This window comes from Nitrosomonas sp., assembly GCF_021731985.1.
In the GTDB taxonomy this organism is placed as follows: domain Bacteria; phylum Pseudomonadota; class Gammaproteobacteria; order Burkholderiales; family Nitrosomonadaceae; genus Nitrosomonas.
Map to the genome: position 1 here is coordinate 32463 of NZ_JAKFWH010000043.1, position 17428 is coordinate 49890.

Annotated in this window: 18 protein-coding genes; 6 read left to right on the top strand and 12 right to left on the bottom strand. The window is 43.6% G+C overall.

Features of this window, described 5'->3' with window-relative positions; translation table 11 throughout:
* Positions 1-67: 67 nt before the first annotated feature.
* A complete protein-coding gene (locus QZ942_RS05645) occupies positions 68-1255 on the bottom strand; it encodes an SAM-dependent methyltransferase (RefSeq protein WP_292993740.1) in 1188 nt (395 codons plus the stop codon).
* Positions 1256-1339: 84 nt separating this feature from the next.
* Between QZ942_RS05645 and QZ942_RS05650 the strand changes: the two genes are divergently transcribed.
* On the top strand, positions 1340-2080 hold the full coding sequence (locus QZ942_RS05650) for a pteridine reductase (RefSeq protein WP_292993714.1): 741 nt from the start codon (positions 1340-1342) through the stop codon (positions 2078-2080).
* Positions 2081-2182: 102 nt separating this feature from the next.
* Here the strand turns inward: QZ942_RS05650 and QZ942_RS05655 are convergent, their stop codons facing one another.
* The 7 genes from QZ942_RS05655 to QZ942_RS05685 form a co-directional block, all read right to left on the bottom strand.
* Positions 2183-3226, bottom strand: coding sequence for a radical SAM protein (locus QZ942_RS05655; RefSeq protein WP_292993715.1), 1044 nt, complete (start codon positions 3224-3226; stop codon positions 2183-2185).
* Positions 3223-4257, bottom strand: coding sequence for a hypothetical protein (locus QZ942_RS05660; protein WP_292993716.1), 1035 nt, complete (start codon positions 4255-4257; stop codon positions 3223-3225). Before QZ942_RS05660 ends, QZ942_RS05655 begins: the two co-directional genes overlap by 4 nt.
* Entirely contained in the window at positions 4257-5306 is a 1050-nt protein-coding gene (locus QZ942_RS05665) for an ABC transporter substrate-binding protein (RefSeq protein ID WP_292993717.1), read from the bottom strand. The genes QZ942_RS05660 and QZ942_RS05665 overlap by 1 nt, the downstream gene beginning before the upstream one ends.
* Positions 5303-6082, bottom strand: a complete 780-nt coding sequence (locus QZ942_RS05670) for an ABC transporter permease (protein WP_292993718.1) — start codon at positions 6080-6082, stop codon at positions 5303-5305. The genes QZ942_RS05665 and QZ942_RS05670 overlap by 4 nt, the downstream gene beginning before the upstream one ends.
* A 4-nt stretch (positions 6083-6086) precedes the next feature.
* Complete coding sequence (locus tag QZ942_RS05675) at positions 6087-6860, bottom strand: ABC transporter ATP-binding protein (protein WP_292993719.1); 774 nt, start codon at positions 6858-6860, stop codon at positions 6087-6089.
* A 96-nt stretch (positions 6861-6956) separates the two neighbouring features.
* Positions 6957-7295: a YraN family protein gene (locus tag QZ942_RS05680; protein ID WP_292993720.1), complete on the bottom strand. Its 339-nt coding sequence runs from the start codon at positions 7293-7295 to the stop codon at positions 6957-6959.
* Positions 7282-8400 carry a penicillin-binding protein activator gene (locus tag QZ942_RS05685; protein ID WP_292993721.1) on the bottom strand — a complete coding sequence of 373 codons (1119 nt, stop codon included), beginning with the start codon at positions 8398-8400 and terminating at the stop codon, positions 7282-7284. The genes QZ942_RS05680 and QZ942_RS05685 overlap by 14 nt, the downstream gene beginning before the upstream one ends.
* 10 nt (positions 8401-8410) lie before the next feature.
* Here QZ942_RS05685 and rsmI point away from each other — a divergent pair, with 10 nt between their 5' ends.
* Positions 8411-9268: a 16S rRNA (cytidine(1402)-2'-O)-methyltransferase gene (gene rsmI / locus QZ942_RS05690; protein WP_292993722.1), complete on the top strand. Its 858-nt coding sequence runs from the start codon at positions 8411-8413 to the stop codon at positions 9266-9268.
* A 51-nt stretch (positions 9269-9319) separates the two neighbouring features.
* Entirely contained in the window at positions 9320-10357 is a 1038-nt protein-coding gene (pyrC, locus tag QZ942_RS05695; RefSeq protein ID WP_292993723.1) for a dihydroorotase, read from the top strand.
* A 42-nt stretch (positions 10358-10399) separates the two neighbouring features.
* On the opposite strand, the gene QZ942_RS05700 is transcribed toward pyrC, so the two are convergent.
* On the bottom strand, positions 10400-10768 hold the full coding sequence (locus QZ942_RS05700) for a DUF393 domain-containing protein (protein ID WP_292993724.1): 369 nt from the start codon (positions 10766-10768) through the stop codon (positions 10400-10402).
* Between the two features lie 73 nt (positions 10769-10841).
* Positions 10842-11213 (bottom strand): hypothetical protein, encoded by a 372-nt coding sequence (locus tag QZ942_RS05705; protein WP_292993725.1) that lies wholly within the window; start codon positions 11211-11213, stop codon positions 10842-10844.
* Between the two features lie 387 nt (positions 11214-11600).
* On the opposite strand from QZ942_RS05705, the gene QZ942_RS05710 reads away from it, so the two are divergent.
* The 3 genes from QZ942_RS05710 to QZ942_RS05720 all read left to right on the top strand — a co-directional run bounded on the left by QZ942_RS05710 (position 11601) and on the right by QZ942_RS05720 (position 15111).
* Positions 11601-12239 (top strand): FxDxF family PEP-CTERM protein, encoded by a 639-nt coding sequence (locus tag QZ942_RS05710; RefSeq protein WP_292993726.1) that lies wholly within the window; start codon positions 11601-11603, stop codon positions 12237-12239.
* A gap of 1110 nt (positions 12240-13349) precedes the next feature.
* Positions 13350-13925, top strand: a complete 576-nt coding sequence (locus QZ942_RS05715) for an FxDxF family PEP-CTERM protein (RefSeq protein ID WP_292993727.1) — start codon at positions 13350-13352, stop codon at positions 13923-13925.
* Positions 13926-14217: 292 nt separating this feature from the next.
* Entirely contained in the window at positions 14218-15111 is an 894-nt protein-coding gene (locus tag QZ942_RS05720) for an ROK family protein (RefSeq protein WP_292993728.1), read from the top strand.
* 29 nt (positions 15112-15140) lie between these two features.
* Here the strand turns inward: QZ942_RS05720 and QZ942_RS05725 are convergent, their stop codons facing one another.
* On the bottom strand, positions 15141-15779 hold the full coding sequence (locus QZ942_RS05725) for a hypothetical protein (protein ID WP_292993729.1): 639 nt from the start codon (positions 15777-15779) through the stop codon (positions 15141-15143).
* A 78-nt stretch (positions 15780-15857) separates the two neighbouring features.
* Positions 15858-17384: an NAD(P)H-hydrate dehydratase gene (locus QZ942_RS05730; protein WP_292993741.1), complete on the bottom strand. Its 1527-nt coding sequence runs from the start codon at positions 17382-17384 to the stop codon at positions 15858-15860.
* Positions 17385-17428 lie beyond the last annotated feature (44 nt).

Genomic DNA, 17428 nt, shown 5'->3' on the forward strand with positions numbered 1-17428 from the left:
GGCTAAAACTATGAGAAAATTTGCCGAATTTGATATCGGCATTATTTTCGTTTTCTTTACTAAAAATTTATAATAAACGACTCATATCACCAGCACTAAACCCGATAAGGGATTCAGAAAAGTTTTTTCCAAAAGCAATGACCTTAAACAATTCACCCATTTCAGCAGGGCTGATCAGTTTTTGCAGTTGACTGGATTGTGGCAAAAAGCTGTTCGTATCTTCTGCGGGTGTTTGTGCAAGGATTCCGGTAATGCCGCAATTAATCAAAAAATAAGCTTGGGTGGTATAACCTAAAAGTGGTAATCCGCTATCTTCCGCAGCCTGAGTGATTGCACTAAAATCAACATGGCTGGTGATATCTTGCAGGCCAGGCAGGTAAAACGGATCATCATGTGCATAATGCCGGTAGTGGCACATCAGTGTGCCTTGATTGCGCTGGGGATGATAGTACTCGCTACGGCCAAAACCATAGTCAATCAATAGAATGACGCCTTGTTGTAAGATGCTTGTCAGGCTACGCATAAAGTGGCCAGCGGTAAGATTAATTTCGCTTACATAGGAATAGGCTAAGCGATTGTCCGGATTGATCTGAGGCAGTAACTGTCTGGCACTGTGACTGAGTTCTGCATGATTAATAGGGCGATCTTGCCAGGCAAACTGATTGTTTTGCCAAGTAACACCGCGTTCAAACAACTCATTATTATGCCACGTCACAATATGGACGGGCATTGCATCCAGCACTTCATTGGCGAGAATGGTGCCAGTAAATTGAGCGGGTAATTGCTCTAACCATTCGATTACCTGCACAAGGTGCGGCGCTTTATTGGTGAACAGTGCTTGTTGCCGCTGCCGGAGTTCGGCACTGACTTCCAGAATAAAATATTTTCCAGGTAAAGCATTGGATTTTTCCAATTCGAGCAGTATATCCAGTGCCAATCTTCCGGATCCGGCACCAAATTCGAGAATATCAGCGTGTTTAATTTGTTGGGAAATCTGTAAAACCTGTAATGCCAATGTGCGGCCAAACAACGAAGAAATTTCCGGTGCCGTGACAAAATCACCCGCGCTGCCCAGTTTGGTTGCTCCGCTACTGTAATAACCCATTCCCGGTGCATACAACGCCAGATTCATAAACTGCTCAAATGAAATCCAACCGCCCGCTGCATGAATTTTATCGCGAATTAACGTTTGTACAGCGTGACTGTGAGCCAGTGCGATTTCACTGGCAGGCGGCAAGGTGGCATGTAAAGACATAAGCAGGAATATTTCTTTGTGGTAAATTGCAAAAGTTGTCAATGAAACGAGCCATAGTTTAGCAGCACTTTGAAGGAGGCGTATGTGCAAGGGAAAGTGATATTGGTTACTGGTGGCGCAAAGCGGGTGGGTGCCGCCATCTGCCGCAGGTTGCATGCACAAGGTGCCAGATTGGTTGTGCATTACCGGTCTTCACTCGATGAAGCCAAGGTATTGTACGATGAATTAACTCAAAAGCGTCCCGATTCAGTGGCTTTGGTGCAGGCAGATCTGCTCGACACAGAATTATTGCCCGAATTGATCGAAAAGGCAGCCAATCGGTTCGGGCAACTGGATGTATTGATTAACAACGCCTCGAGTTTTTTCCCGACACTACTTCAGCACTGTACGCTGGAAGATTGGGACGATCTGGTTGGCAGCAATCTTAGGGCGCCACTGTTTTTATCCCAAGCGGCAGCTCCATTTCTGAAAGTGCAACGTGGCTGCATCGTGAATATCGTCGACATCCATACCGAACGGCCATTAAAGAATTACGTAATCTACAATGCTGCCAAAGGCGGGCTATTATCACTGACCAAGTCGCTGGCCGTGGAAATGGCGCCCGACGTGCGTGTCAATGGTGTTTCGCCAGGGCCTATTTTATGGCCGGAAGATGGGGAGTGGGCCGACGAAGCGGCGCGCCAACATATTATCGCCAGTACACTGCTCAAACGCTGCGGCGAACCGGATGATATTGCCAAAACAGTGCAGTTTCTGATTGTCGATGCCCCTTATATCACCGGGCAGATTATTGCTGTGGATGGCGGGCGCAGTATTCATTTGTAAAAACTAGACAACTACCTGTTCTGATCAGTAGTTATTTAATTGTGATCAGTAATGATAATTAGTCTATTCTTTAGAAGTTTTGCATAGATTTTAGATATAAAATCACAAGCCTAAATTTGATTTAATCGAGAAAATAGGAATAGATTCTGTCGTAGTTTTAGACTGTGATTCAGCTGAAGTTGCCTGCTCTTCAGGATTCCTTAAGGATTTTACAAAACAATACCCGGGGGAGGAATTAAGTGGATAAAGCGTATTTCGTCTGCGGATGAGTTCATGAAGAGACTGATTACGAATGTTTCCGATGCGTCCAAATCCCTCTCGCGCATCTGGGCAGACATAAATTTCACCAGTATTCTCAACTGTAATCCCAAATCTGTAAATGCCACATTGCCCTGCTTCAGTTGCAGAAGTGAAATTTCGATCAGCATATTTGCGTCCTATAGCTCGCAATTTATCGGCTTGCTTTTCTACCAAAAAATTCCAAGTTAGATCGGCTTCACCAACCTTAACTGGTGAACGACAAGTATAAAATATCTGACGATCAGCACACCATTCATCTATCTCTGGTATAGAAGCCGCAGATTGAACGGAGACAACCGAATTAATTCCAACTCGAGAAATGATTCTGTTGTTATCAATCAGTGGCTCGTGGAAGTGCTCGACGAGTAAATCAAGGTTTCTTCGAATGCGAGCGAATACACCCTTCTTACCAACCATTGTTTCATAAATCTTTTCATCAAAGGAATCCACTTTGAGATAAAGCGAAATATCCGCCTGTTTAAGGCGAATAATCTTTTCACGATCCAAGAAATGACCATTAGTATAAACTACTACCCAGAGACCAGATCGATTTGCTTCTTCGAGGATGCTCCAGAAATCTGGATCGGCTAATGGTTCACCTCGACCTGGCATAACTACAACCTTGGCACCGCAGTTCGCTGCTTGATTTATCAAGCGTTTCTTTTCGTCAACATTAAGCTCATTTGGTGAGGGTCTAAGGTTCTTCAATCCCACGAAACAATAAGGGCAACGGTAATTACATGCCGATGTCATGTTGAGGGCAAGATAAAAAATACCTTCTGGAGATGTTGTCTCCAATTCCCCTTGTGACCAATGATAACCTCGTAATGCAATAGTTAATGTCATAGTTTAGTGTCAATACTCCCAGTAGTATGAAGCAGAGTGGCATGGGGCTTCAATTCCTTGCCATCGCCAGAAACTCCATGAGCAATTGCAGACCAAGAAAAACCATTAGTAATACAAATCTCTAAAAAACTTGTTAATTGCTGATCACTCAAGAGTTTTGTTTGATCAAATAACTGGTTCATGAATCGAACAACAGCCGGGTTAGTAAATTCATAAGACTGTAGATTCTCAGCAAGATTTCTGGTTCCATTAAGATCTTGAGTTGTTTTATTACTCTTGTGTTCATGAAGCAAAGTGCGGTCATTTGCAAATGCCACAATACCTCTACTATTTTTTTCCTCTTCAACATCGAATAATGCAAGGTAAAAAGGAATTTTCATGACGCGATGCACATCTAATTTACACAGTGTTTCGCCTGCTTTCTCATCATTTCTCAGTACTTCATCAATAAAGAAGTTGAGTGATTCGCTATATTCAGCATAAGGTACACTAGGATTCAATTCTTGAAGGAGATTTTTAATTGATCTTTCATCGAGAAATATTAATTCAACCTCAAGTCGTTCCTGATATGTGTTTCTATGTTTAATAAGAATTTTCCTAAATTCCTCACAGAAATCGTTTGGCCAGTAGTCAGAGTAATTTTGATTTAAAGATTTCCGACTATATGTTCTCCATGGATGAGCTTTTAATGAGTATATTAGCGGAGTTGAAAGACAAAGCTTGACGCTTTTATTAGCAGTGCTCATTCTTTGGCAAATACGATCTTCAAACGATTTTAATCCTACAGTTATGGGTACAAAACCCAATTTCTTTTGTTGTGTGTTTTCGTCTTCATTTAACTTTCGGTTAGCTTCATCCAAACGAGCTGTTATTTTTTCTAATTCCGCCTTTTGTTCTATTTCCTCAGGTCTTTTTATGACAAACCAAAAAATAAAAGCAATAAAAGCGCCAATAAGAGCGCTAATTGCAGCCCAAAATAGTTCATTTACGCAAGTGGATTGCTCAAGAAGCTTGAGGTTTAAATGAAGCATTATTCATTATTATTTGTTGATATGTTTTTTTTAATTATAGAGTCAGATTGCGATTTTTCGACAAAGTAGTTAGTAAAAAATTTTTCTCGATTTAGAATGGTATTTTTATTGGCAAGAGTCCCTGATGTCATCATAGAATGATACACATTTTCTACTCCTTTGGGATTAATGATTCCGTCCAAACTATAAAATTCCTTCAGCTTATCAAGCGTTTTCGCATATCTAATCTTATCTGACCCAACAATTTTTCCTGGTAAAGCATCAGTGATTTCCTGTGGAGTATGTTCTCTAATCCAGCTGAGTGCACGGATATGAATATTAACTACTTTCTGCACTAGATCAGGGCGATTGTCGATAACATCCTGTCGCGTTAAGACACCCGCTTGGTTGTATACTCCACCTAAATAACGTTCTGTATCTCTTAAAGTGTTCAAATCAGCAAGAATGAAAGCTTTTCCTTGCTCAACTAGGGTAGATGCAAAGGGCTCTAAGGCGATTCCTCCTACAATTTGCTGATTTTTCAGCGCTGGAGGAAAAGTTGAAGATCCAACATCAAAAATAGTTACATCAGCAGGGTTTATGTTAGCATTGCTAAGCAACGATGCCAAAACCATGTGTGTAGCAGAGCCTTTAGAAGTGACGCCAAGAGATTTTCCTTTCAAATCAGATATATCTTTAATATCGTTGCGCAATCTTGAATCTACAACTAATGTCATACCAGGAAGCTTATTGAGCAATACTACCATCCGCAAATTATCTTTTCTTTGAATTGCTGCTTTAAATGCGTGATCTATGCTATTGAGACTAAAGTCTACTTGATTTGCCAAAAGTGCTTGGGCAGTAGCAGTTCCACCTTGTAAGAAAATGATTTCTGGATCCAAGCCTTCATCAATAAAAAAACCCTTCGCAACAGCAAGATCGAAAGGCATAAAGTGTACTAAGTGTCCGCCACTTGCAATTTTTATCTTTTCAAGATGAGGTTGCTGGCACAAGACATTACTTGATATTAATAAAAAGAATAAAGATATGATGAATGATAAGTTTTTCATATTTTACTTTCCTCCGATTGGTCAACAACCTGCCACTTAGTGAAATGTGATTCAATGCGTTTAAGAAGAACATCGAGGATAGCAACAACAATTGTCAAAAGAGCCAATCCTGTCATGACACCAGTAGCATCGAAATTTGATTGAGCATTGTTAATGAGAAAACCAATGCCAGCACTGGAACCAATATACTCACCTAGAATTGCCGCGATAATGGCAAAGCCAACACTGACACGAAGACTGGCGAATGTCCAAGACACAGTGGCAGGAAGATAAATGTGCCTTAGAATTTGGTAGCGAGTAGCTCCTAATACAGCTGCATTCTTAAGTAATATCGGATTGATTTCCTTGAAACCACGGTAGGTATTGAAGAAAACTACAAAAAAGACAAGGGAGATCACAATAACAACTTTAGAGAGAAACCCAAACCCAAACCAAAGAATTATTAATGGTGCAAAAGCAATACGGGGCATTGCATTCATTATCGTAATAAAGGGTTGTAAAATGGCATCAATTCTCGGATTAGCGGCAAATAAGAAGCCTAATGTAATTCCCAATATCAACCCCGATATGAAACCAACTCCTGCTTCTGATAATGTCACACTCAAATGCTTGAAAATTAGATCTTCTTCTAACCAAAATTGGAAGTTTCTGAATATGAGGCTGGGCGAACTAAAATAATAGACATCTATTGCTCCATATTTAATAGAAAACTCCCAGATTGTTATAAGCAGAATAATTAAGCTCCAGCGCAAAACCTGTAAATGCCATGATGTCATTTAGTTAATCCTGTTGTGTTAATTCCACCCATAGTTCTCTAACAAGATTATGAAAATCTATATTTCCGTAGAGTGCATCTAAATTACGCGGACGTGGTAAAGGATTTTCACGTATTGATTTAATTTTTGCCGGTCTTTGAGTCAAAATTACGATTCTATCAGAGAGAGCTATCGCTTCTTGGACATCATGAGTAACCAGGATAATGGTAGTATCTAATTGCTCCCACAAGCGTACAACTTCCTTCTCTATCTGTAATTTGGAATAAACATCAAGTGCACCAAAAGGTTCATCCATCAGCAGTAAATGTGGATGAGTAGAAAGTGCAGCTGCTAAAGCTACTCGTTTGCGCATCCCTTGTGAAAGCTGCGAGGGATAGTAGTCTTCAAATCCTTTGAGTCCTACAGCATGCAACCATTTGATTGATACTTCTTCACGACACTTATCAGGAATTTGAGTTGCAATAAGAGAGAACTCGATATTGCCATACGCAGTTTTCCATGGTATTAAGGACTCTTCCTGCCACACAACAGCAATTCGATTTCGATCATTTAAATTCTTTGTTGGTTTGTCAGGATACGAAATAGAACCATCATCTAGACTGTTCTGGCCAGCCAAAATATTCAGCAAAGTTGATTTTCCACATCCTGATGGCCCTAGAATGGCTAGGAATTCTCCTGTATACATATCTAGGCTAATGTCATTCAAGACAGGTAAGCTATTCCCTTCTTTTGTAAAAGATTTATTTGCATTCCTGATTTTTAGGAATTGTTCTGCCATAGCATTCTTTTTATGATTATTTTGAAACCAGTATTTCAAATATCATAACAGAAAGAATGAAGAACAAAGTGGTATAGACCTGAAATGACGAGTAGATCATTCACCAAACGCATTTTTGATCCATTCAATTTCCTGGCCATTTACACCTGATAGCAGTAGCGCATCAAAACGGCAGGATGGTTCGTTGTTTAATCCAGATAAATAATGCCGTGCGGTGCGCAGTAGTTTGGCCTGTTTTGCCGGTGTGATACTGGCTGCAGCGCCGCCGAATATTTCGTTGGCTCGCATGCGGACCTCGATAAAAACCAAAGTGGTGCCGTCACGCATAATCAGGTCAATTTCTCCAAAACGGCAGCGGTAGTTCTGTGCGATCAGCACTAAATGTTGCCGTTGCAAATACGATACGGCTATTTGCTCGGCATCACTGCCCTTCATTTTCTGTGGTATTTTTTTGTATATCCAGAAGCCGTACTTTACCTTGCTCAAATTGAGCAGCAACGGCTTCACGGATAAATTGATTGGGTGGTGCAAAATGAATATACCCGGTTACACCGTCAAAAGAAATTTCTTCAACGGATTGTGGTTGCAGTAGGTAGGTCATCAAACGGAACGCATCAATACCCAAGGCATAAAGCCGTTCCATGTCGGGACTCTGGGCTTTGTCGGTGTGGCGGTAGGCCATGACAGCAGGATGATCGGGTTGTATTAACCAAGGCATATCGAGAAACTGGATGCCATTCAGGTCATTATTGAGCAGGAAGTTGTTGGCGCCGGTAAAAATCTGCGATGTGGCATACACTGGCACATCCGGGTCAAGGTATGTCCGCAGCACTCGTGATTTGGCGGAATCCAGAGCTAGGAAAACCAGATGATTGCTGCCTACTGTCAAATTGCGAAATTGCTGCAGTCTGGCTGGATCCTCGGAATAGCGGAATGATTCAGCGGTTTTGCCTTCCTCACTTTGCCATCGTTGTATGAAAGCATTTTGCAAGCGTTTGGATAACGGGCCGTCATCGCCGATGACGATGGCATGGCTCCTGCCGCTATTCTGCGCCAATTTTGCGATTTGACCGGCCTCTGTTTCCATTTGCAAGCCAAACAAATAAAATTTGGGTGGCAATGTCGCAGTATTATCCACTGTATTCAATGCTAAAGTATGTACTTTTAACAGGTTGCTGGAAGCCATGGCCGAAACACCATCGCGGGTAAGTGGCCCCACAACGAATACAGCGCCAGCAGTTACTGCTTCATAATAAGTAACGAGAATATCGAGTGGATCGTCCGTGGTGGAATATATCCGGATGATCAATGGTAGTGGTTGTCCGCGCATTGCGGCGGTTACAAAACCGTCTTTTACGATGTTGGCCGCCGCTCCAAATGACGGCGACTCTAGCGGTAATAGCAGCGCAATATGTGGCACTAGGGGCGGTTCGGACGCGCTGTACGGTTCAGAATGTTCTTCCGGATGAGTGGCCATTGCCATCTGGCTGCCGTATAGTGCAAAGATTAGCGCCAGAACAATTGTCAGAAAACGTTGCATAGTGAGGATTATGCTGGAAAAAATTGCATTATATGTGGTTGCCACACCAATAGGAAATTTAAGCGATATCAGCTTGCGTGCGTTGGATGTACTGACGAAAGTGGATGTGGTTGCGGCTGAGCACATACAAAATTCCAGACATTTATTAGCAGCGCATTCCATCACGGCAAAGCTGGTCAGCTTGCACCAACACAATGAGGCGGCGGTTACAAACAAAATATTGGCGCTATTGAATTCCGGGAAAAGTGTTGCCTTGGTGACTGACGCAGGTACGCCGGGTATTTCTGATCCCGGCGCAATTCTGGTTAAATGCGTGCGTGAACAAGGTTATCCGGTTATTCCGGTTCCAGGTGCTAATGCCGCTGTTTGCGCAATGTCAGCAGCCGGTATTGCGAATCCTCATTTTCTGTTTTATGGTTTTTTGCCTGCTAAAACCGGGTTGCGCAAACGTGAGTTGACCGCGTTAAAATCGCAGCAGTGTACGTTGATATTTTATGAAGCGCCTCATCGTATCCTGGAATGTGTGGCTGATATGATGGATACCTTTGGGGCACAACGCCAATTGACCATCGCCCGGGAATTAACCAAGTTATTTGAAACGATCCATACGGGTACACTGGAAGAAACACTTGCCTGGCTCCAGGCAGATACCAATCAGCAAAAAGGCGAGTTTGTTTTGTTGCTATCCGGTGCAGAAATCCTGGATAAATCCGAGACCAGCGAACAGGCTCGGCATACATTAGAATGTTTGCTCGCTGAATTGCCATTAAAGCAGGCAGTTAAACTGGCTACAGCGATTACTGGCGAAAACAAAAATACACTTTATCAGTTGGCGCTAGACTTGAAGGCAACAGGATATCCCGAATAGCCGAAATGGCTGCGCTATAATGCAACCAATCAAAATAACACCTGGTAAAACGTGACCAGCATAACCATTACTCGCCCTGATGATTGGCATCTGCATTTGCGCGACGGCGAGCAGCTGCGCGCCGTGCTACCCCATACAGCAAAACAATTTGCGCGTGCCATTATTATGCCGAACCTTAAACCGCCGGTTGTAACCACTGATATGGCACTGGCGTATCGCGCACGAATACGGGCAGCATTGCCGACAATGCTGCAATCCGGTTTTGAGCCATTGATGACGCTCTATCTGACGGATAATACGCCGCCAGCAGAAATTATCCGGGCAAAAGAGAGCGGGGTAGTGCAGGGTGTGAAATTGTACCCGGCGGGCGCAACGACGAATTCAGATGCCGGGGTGACCGATATTGCCAAAAGCTATGCTGCCCTGGAGGCAATGGAAAAGAATAATCTGCCATTGTTGGTGCACGGTGAAGTGACGGATCCCGATGTGGATGTTTTTGACAGAGAGAAAATTTTTATCGACCGGATACTTGCGCCGCTGACGCAGCGCTTTCCGAATTTGCGCATTGTGTTTGAGCATGTCACCACCCGTGATGCCGTGGCATTTGTAACAGAAGCATCCCGGCAGGTTGCGGCTACCATTACCGCACATCATCTATTGTTGAATCGGAACGCAATCTTCCAAGGCGGCATCCGTCCCCACTACTTTTGTCTACCTGTGTTGAAACGTGAGATTCATCGGCAGGCTTTGCTGGAAGCAGCTACCAGTGGTAATCCGAAATTTTTTCTTGGCACGGACAGTGCGCCCCATTCGCAGATCAATAAAGAAAATGCCTGTGGTTGTGCAGGGATTTTTACAGCCCATGCAGCCATTGAGTTATATGCGACAGCATTTGAGCAAGCCGGTGCGCTGGATAAGCTGGAAGCATTCGCCAGCTTTTATGGCGCAGATTTCTATCAATTGCCGCGCAACACCGGCTATATCACACTCAAAAAAGAAAAATGGACTGTTCCGGAACAATTTGCGTTTGCAGGAGAGAAATTGATACCACTCTACGCCGTGGCCAGTTTGGACTGGAAAATGGCGTAGTGTAATGTCGATATTCTTGAAAAACAGGGTTAAGAAGGGGCTCTACCAGTGCTTTAATGCCCGATTCCAGCGGTAAAGCAGCCAGGCAAAGCCGTTATAGGCCAGTCGTGCGAGTGACCGGATGACGGGCAATTGAAACAATCTGGCTAACCAGCGCTGATTCGGTGTTTGCTGCCAAAGCTGGATAAATGCATCAATACCAATATTAAGCTGGCCCTTGTCATCTTTGACATACAATCGTTCGCGCACTTGCTCTAGCGAACTTCCCACTTCTGAAACCGCATCCGGGTTGTTATGCACATCGACCCATTCAATATTGTTAACCCCACAGTCCTGCATGCGTTTGCGCTGATCTTTGATTCCTGCATTGCAAACGGGGCAAGCGCTGTTGTAATACACTTTACTGGGCATTTTGAAGTTTATTTTCCAGAAAATAAACCAGGAGTATAAACTTCCTTAGACTCAATTTTAAAATGCTTTTAGATCATGAAATATTCGATACATTTTTGGCGTGTAGTTTTGGGTGTTGGCTGGTAGTTATTTGCATGTCTTTCTGCTTATCCGCACATTTTCCATATCCCAATAATTTGTAGGACCAATAGGCACCTAAGCCAAATGCGATAATTGCTAAGAGAACCGGAGAAGGTGTGGATATCTCCAGATTCCAGAGCCACCACTCCAAACCTGCAAGGGCAATAAAAATAACGGGTGCAATAACTAAGGGTAATGCATCGTTATCCAAAATTGTGTCGAATTTCTCTTGTATTAGACGGCCAGAGTTGCGAAGAGAATTACTGGTATGAGACGGGCGATTCTTTGCTCTTTGTTTAATGATCTTTAAGCGTAATTTAGGCATTTATTTAATTATGACGAGTAGAGTTTTAATAAATTTTTTGAATGAATCGGATCAAAATATTGATTCGAAGTTTTTATTGTTTATCGGTAAGCAGCCAGAAAAGTTTATAGCTTCAACAAGATTGGATCTGATGTGGACTACAATGAAGGCGGGAATGCGAAAGCTCTAGTCAATCTATCTGCTGGTCGGTTTACAGTATCAATGTCCTGATAAAAAATGACAGATCAACTATATTTGCTAGGTTGCTATTGTGATTAAATGGAAAGAGGGTAATTATTTGATCGAATCAACAATGGGATTGATCATCAAAAAGCGCGAGAAGTATCAAAGTTTTTGCCGCATTAATTGTTTTTTATGTGAGTTTTATACAAGAATGGAGATGGAAAAATGAAAACTAAGTTATTTGCAAAAATATCGGTGCTGGCCTTTCTCAGTGCTGCGGGCAGTGCATATGCCGGTCTCACTCCTGACAGCTACAACATGCTGAACGGTAACACTGGTTCCTATAATTACTGGGATGAGATCTACAGCGGTGCTGGTTGTGTGACGTGCGACAACGCAGCCTTAACAGGTGGCCGCGGCGATCTGACCGATGGCATTATCGCTACCGATAATTGGAATATCACCGAAGCACCTTCCGGTAATGGACCTTATGTAGGCTGGACCTTAGATCCGACGATCACTTTTCACTGGAACTCGCCGGTCAACATCAGTTCGGCAACTTTTTATTTCGATGATGCCGACGGCTATGGTGGTGTCAGCGCACCGGCAAGCGTCACTGTCGATGGCATCAACTTCCCGATTGCCGATCCAATTGGCTCATCTCCATTCTCTTTCGTTGCTAACGGTTTATCGTTCACCGGTAACGATCTTGTGGTTACTATCCAGAGGAATAACTCATGGGTTTTTCTCAGCGAAGTGGAATTCAATGCCGCGCCTATTCCAGAACCAGAAACTTACGCCATGCTATTGGCCGGATTGGGATTGCTGGGTTTCGTGGCAAGACGCAGGCAACAAAACGTGTAACCAGATTTAGCTGTTGCGTTTCAATCAACCCCGTCCCAGTGACGGGGTTTGTTTTTCTGGTGAGCGAAAGTTTGGTGTGACATGGTGCAACTTATGTCGATAGAACTGATGTGTAGTTTTGCGGTTCATGCTTGAGAGAATCTTTTATTGCAGTTCAAGATTCATACTTTTTCTCTCCATGTTAGCGCGGGCGGAATTTAATGCGAAGTAATTGTCGGTATTATATAAATACTATGCGTTAACATTTGTATACATTTTTTTGCAATTAAATTCATATTCTATGCCTTGACAATTCAAATGATCCACAGGTTGAAGAAGTTATAGAGATTACTTTAGGTAGTTCCATGTTCAGATGGCAAACATCTCATAAGTATATGATAAGTTTTATATAATTAAAGTGTTAAATAATTAATCAATCTAAGGAAACCCTTGGAAATTTATCAGTTAATCGCTCAAGCCACGTAGTTATTCACAAACTTATCCACAGAAATTGTGGATAATCAATGAAACCCTATGACAAATAAGACGATAGCTCGAAAAATGATAGTTAATTCTTGGAAAGAAGTGGGTTCTATTTCAAAAACGTAAAGTAGAGTGAACGGCCAAATAAGGCATCACTCAGATTTTTTTAAGGGCCAAAAGTGATATTACTTTCAGTGCAATAATTTTCTTGTTTATTGGCATCTAAATAAACTGCCTTATTTCATTATGTGTTGCCAATTCTTGGCATATGCAGACACATAATAGCTTCAGCATGCAACCAGAAATATTCTTAATTTCCTGCTTTGTTAATGAATTTCAGTATTCATTCAGGACAAATGTACTGGAAATAAAGGATTAATTGTCTATAGTATTGAATTTATTTAAAGCTTAAAATTAAAGCGTTGGGTTTCTAACATAAAAACTCGATGAGGTGGCAGCACTTACAATACGTTGAAGATGATTTGTGTTTTAAATGTGAATAAGTGTGAAAGTTTTTAAGAATTAACTTAAATTAACTTAACTAAAACTAAAACTAAAACTAAAACTAAAACTAAAACTAAAACTAAAACTAAAACTAAAACTAAAATTTTCCTGATTTATATTTTTAAGATAAAAAGGAGTAAAAAAATGATTCTAAGAAAATTAGCAATATCAATTATTGCAACGGGTGCGCTCGTTTTTGGAAGTGGTATTCAAGCAGCAACTTATTCATTTGGTTCATTATTGTCTGGTGGTGGGCCTACGAGTGTCCATTTGGCAGATTTGGATATAAATGATCTTGGCAGTGGTCATTGGTCATTCTCTCTGTACAATATTGACTTAAGTGTATTTGGCTCTAGCGCATTTATTGGATCGATGGCTGTAAATGGCACAACACCAAGTTCTGTAACAACTGTTGCTGGCGGAGGGGTAAGCGATGTTGACACGAATCCTGGTGGCGGGCCTGGCGGAAGTTTTGATTTTAGATATGTTTTCGGCGGGGGAAGTGATAAGCTCAAAACAGCTGAAGCGATCTCTTGGGATGCTTTTGGATTAGGTAGTTCACTCCCTATCAATGGAGATCTAGCTTTACATGTCCAAGGTACAAGCTTCTCACCTGATTCTGCGTGGTACGTCTCACCAGTTCCAGAACCAGAAACCTATGCGATGATGCTGGTTGGATTAGGTTTAATCGGGTTTTCATTACGTAATCAAAAAAAATAACAAAACCAAGCTTTTCTTCTTAGCATCTGCTAAAGGGAGACGTTTAAAGAGAGATCAATTCATTTTGGAATTTGATCTCTCTTTTTTTTCACAAATTGTTGTCCAGAATAAAGAATTATCACTTCATAAAAATCGGTTTTATTCGACAGGCTTAAACGCAGTCTTTTACATTTACAAAATATCTGCGATTAACTTTTCAGACTACTTCTGTAATTCCTCTCCGTAGCTTAATTTTGCATCGCAATGAACAATCCAGCAAAATAGCGCGGGGAGACACTATTGAAATTAACCAATGCGTATCGGTATTGATTTAGGTGGTACAAAAATAGAAGGTGTGGTGCTGGATAATAACAGCCATGAATTGCTGAGAAAGCGCGTGAGCACGCGGCAGTCTGACGGTTATCAGGCTATTTTGCACACAATTAAACAACTCGTTGGGCATCTTGAAGCCGAGATTGGCAAGAAATGTTCGATTGGAATCGGTACCCCTGGCGCTATTTCGGCGGTAACGGGCACCATGAAGAATTCTAATACCGTCTGCTTGAATGGGCGGCCATTGCTTGAGGATTTGCAAACACTGCTGCATCGGCCGCTACGCATTGCCAATGATGCCAATTGCTTTACTTTGAGCGAAGCGCTGGATGGCGCGGGGAAAGGCCATGGCGTAGTGTTCGGCGTGATCATGGGTACCGGCGTGGGTGGAGGCATCGTATTCAACGGGCAATTGCATCAAGGCCATCAACATCTCGGCGGTGAGTGGGGCCATAATATCCTGGAGCTGGATGGACCGGATTGCTATTGTGGCCACAAAGGCTGTGTTGAAACGCTGATTTCCGGTCCTGGACTGGCCGCTGATTTTCAACGTCACGGCGGGGACAGTGCATTGCTAGCCAGAGATATCGTGGCGCTGGCAACACGAGGCGATGCTTTAGCAGAGGCTGCACTACAACGTTTTTTTGATCGTTTTGGCCGTGCTATGGCCATGGTGGTTAATATCCTCGATCCGGATGCCATTATACTGGGGGGCGGACTTTCCAACGTGGAGAGACTCTATTCAGAAGGACGTGCGCGAGTAGCGCATTATGTTTTTAACGATGAATTTATTACCCCGATTTTGAAAAATGTTCACGGCGACAGTTCCGGCGTGCGGGGGGCAGCGCAATTATGGCGTAGTGATGAAGTCTAGTTTGGTTTTAATCATTTAACCGGAAACCATTAATTTGGGGCGGGAATTTTCATCAAAGAGGAAGGTAGGATGTTGTCACTCTTTAATTCAAATGTTCCGGTGTGTGTGCCATTGATAACATATTCATAGGTTCCTGCAACCAAACCATAGACTTGTAATGGATGGACAATAAAAGATAAGTTATCTTTAACCGTGCAAGGTGTTTCATCCGCAGAACGATCATCGAAGGCCACGGCCACTTCGAATTTCTCGTTAGTTGGTCCGCTACCAGGCTCTGCAGTTCGTCTCTCGCTAATACTGTAACGATGACCGCGACATGAAAAAGAAAATTCGCCGCTCATTTGAAGGTAGACTTGAGCTGGTAAAGATTCTGTGACAATCACTTCAACTTGCTTAATGCGGTCTTCAATTATCGGAACAGTAGCTACCCTTTCCAATCGCCATGCGTCAATAGTCGGGTCGAACTGTAACCATGCAGACTGGTATAAACCCGGCTGATTATGAGTGTCGATGCGAGGTATATGAAGGCTACCTGAAGAATAAAAAGGGTGTTGCTCTCCTACTAAAACAATAGGGCGCTCTTCCGCAAATAATTGCGTTGTTGGAATCAGTAAGAGACTGAGGGTTGAAATTAAATATAAATTTCTTCTTGCTAGTTTATTGATCATTGGACTGACCCCCATCTTAAATTTGGTTGTAAGTATACATTTCGCTACCTATTTGTCTAGGAAATAGTTATTTCACGGTTACGACGGTTTGATCTTCTGATAAACCCAATCATTGAGCAAAGTACGCGCAGCAGTGATAATTTCCGATGCAGTCATTCCCAGTGGACCATGATTACGTTGCAGTAGGCTATCTGCCGCCGCACCATGCAGGTAGACCGCTAGCAACAAGGCGTGACCCGGATTCAAGCCTTGCGCGAGCAGCGCGCCGATCATTCCCGCTAACACATCGCCGGTACCCGCGGTGCTGAGTCCGGGATTGCCGCTGGTGTTCAGGTAACGCTTCCCATCCGGGAAACAACAAATGCTGCCAGCGCCTTTCAATACTGCGTAACAATTGAACTGTTGCGTGATTTGGTGGACGGCATTCATGCGGTTGCTTTGCACAGCGGCGGTATCGGTATTCAAAAGGCGGGCGGCTTCGGCGGGGTGCGGTGTCAAAATGGTGTGAGCGTTGCGCTGGCTGAGTGTTATGCCCAAGTGAGGGTGTTGCGCGATCAGGTTGAGCGCATCGGCATCGAGAACCAGCGTCACGTCACTATTCAGTGCACTCTCCAGCCAGGATAACGCTTCCGCTGTATTGCCGAGACCGGGGCCAACCACCAGACAATTCAAGGGTTTTAACGTGAACAGCTCGGACGGGGAGCGCAGCATGAGTTCCGGTTGCGAGAAATCGACCGGCGGTGCAGCCTGTGCCAGTAAGCCCAAATAGACGCGCCCTGCGCCCAGATGCAAGGCTGCTTTCCCTGCCAGCAGCGCAGCGCCGACCATGCCGGTGGAACCGCCGAGGATTGCAACGCTGCCGAAAGAACCTTTATGACTATTGGCGGAGCGGGGCAGCGGCAGTAGCGATTGCGTGAGTTTTTGATTGAGCAGCCAGGTGTGCGGTGCGGGTGGTGAATTGAGTTGAATATCCAGCTCGCGCAGCAGAACAGTGCCGCAATATTCTGGCCCGAAATTGGTGAATAAACCCGGTTTGAGTCCAATAAATGTCACGGTAGTGGTGGCGCGGATTGCTGTGCCATAAATGCAGCCGTCGTCGCTGCCCAGACCGGATGGAATATCCAGCGCCACGATGGGCACATTCAGTTGATTGACGGTATCCACCCATTTCCCGTATGTGCCCGCGATTGGCCGGTTCTGGGATTGATCCAGACCAATGCCAAACAGCCCGTCGATCACTGCACCCCAGTTTTGATCGCCGTCGGGAATGCCGGTAGAAATTTCACCGCCGATATCAAACCAGGCTTGGATTGCTTGTTTGGCATCTGGCGGGACACGATTAGGGTCCCCGTCGAATACTACGGTGACTGCATTTCCCCATTCTTTTAGATAACGTGCCACAACAAAGGCATCGCCGCCGTTATTTCCCGGGCCAGCGAGCACTAAGACGTGATGGTTTGGGTTCTTGTGCAATTGGTCACGGACGATTTGCGCTGCGGCCAAGCCTGCTTTTTCCATCAAGCGGGGCGGTTTCGGCAGCATGGCGGCCTGATGTTCAATGTCGCGTATTTCGGCGGTTAAAAATACCGGATCGGCAATGGTCATAATTTTCAGTATCGCTGGATGATCCACGATAAGTACATCTTCTC

What these genes read in the sequence shown, in the direction of transcription:
- QZ942_RS05645 (WP_292993740.1), bottom strand. Translation starts at nt 1,255, where the DNA reads ATGTCTTTACATGCCACCTTGCCGCCTGCCAGTGAAATCGCACTGGCT.
- QZ942_RS05655 (WP_292993715.1), bottom strand. Translation starts at nt 3,226, where the DNA reads ATGACATTAACTATTGCATTACGAGGTTATCATTGGTCACAAGGGGAA.
- QZ942_RS05660 (WP_292993716.1), bottom strand. Translation starts at nt 4,257, where the DNA reads ATGCTTCATTTAAACCTCAAGCTTCTTGAGCAATCCACTTGCGTAAAT.
- QZ942_RS05665 (WP_292993717.1), bottom strand. Translation starts at nt 5,306, where the DNA reads ATGAAAAACTTATCATTCATCATATCTTTATTCTTTTTATTAATATCA.
- QZ942_RS05670 (WP_292993718.1), bottom strand. Translation starts at nt 6,082, where the DNA reads ATGACATCATGGCATTTACAGGTTTTGCGCTGGAGCTTAATTATTCTG.
- QZ942_RS05675 (WP_292993719.1), bottom strand. Translation starts at nt 6,860, where the DNA reads ATGGCAGAACAATTCCTAAAAATCAGGAATGCAAATAAATCTTTTACA.
- QZ942_RS05680 (WP_292993720.1), bottom strand. Translation starts at nt 7,295, where the DNA reads ATGAAGGGCAGTGATGCCGAGCAAATAGCCGTATCGTATTTGCAACGG.
- QZ942_RS05685 (WP_292993721.1), bottom strand. Translation starts at nt 8,400, where the DNA reads ATGCAACGTTTTCTGACAATTGTTCTGGCGCTAATCTTTGCACTATAC.
- rsmI (WP_292993722.1), top strand. Translation starts at nt 8,411, where the DNA reads ATGCTGGAAAAAATTGCATTATATGTGGTTGCCACACCAATAGGAAAT.
- QZ942_RS05700 (WP_292993724.1), bottom strand. Translation starts at nt 10,768, where the DNA reads ATGCCCAGTAAAGTGTATTACAACAGCGCTTGCCCCGTTTGCAATGCA.
- QZ942_RS05705 (WP_292993725.1), bottom strand. Translation starts at nt 11,213, where the DNA reads ATGCCTAAATTACGCTTAAAGATCATTAAACAAAGAGCAAAGAATCGC.
- QZ942_RS05710 (WP_292993726.1), top strand. Translation starts at nt 11,601, where the DNA reads ATGAAAACTAAGTTATTTGCAAAAATATCGGTGCTGGCCTTTCTCAGT.
- QZ942_RS05715 (WP_292993727.1), top strand. Translation starts at nt 13,350, where the DNA reads ATGATTCTAAGAAAATTAGCAATATCAATTATTGCAACGGGTGCGCTC.
- QZ942_RS05720 (WP_292993728.1), top strand. Translation starts at nt 14,218, where the DNA reads ATGCGTATCGGTATTGATTTAGGTGGTACAAAAATAGAAGGTGTGGTG.
- QZ942_RS05725 (WP_292993729.1), bottom strand. Translation starts at nt 15,779, where the DNA reads ATGATCAATAAACTAGCAAGAAGAAATTTATATTTAATTTCAACCCTC.
- QZ942_RS05730 (WP_292993741.1), bottom strand. Translation starts at nt 17,384, where the DNA reads ATGACCATTGCCGATCCGGTATTTTTAACCGCCGAAATACGCGACATT.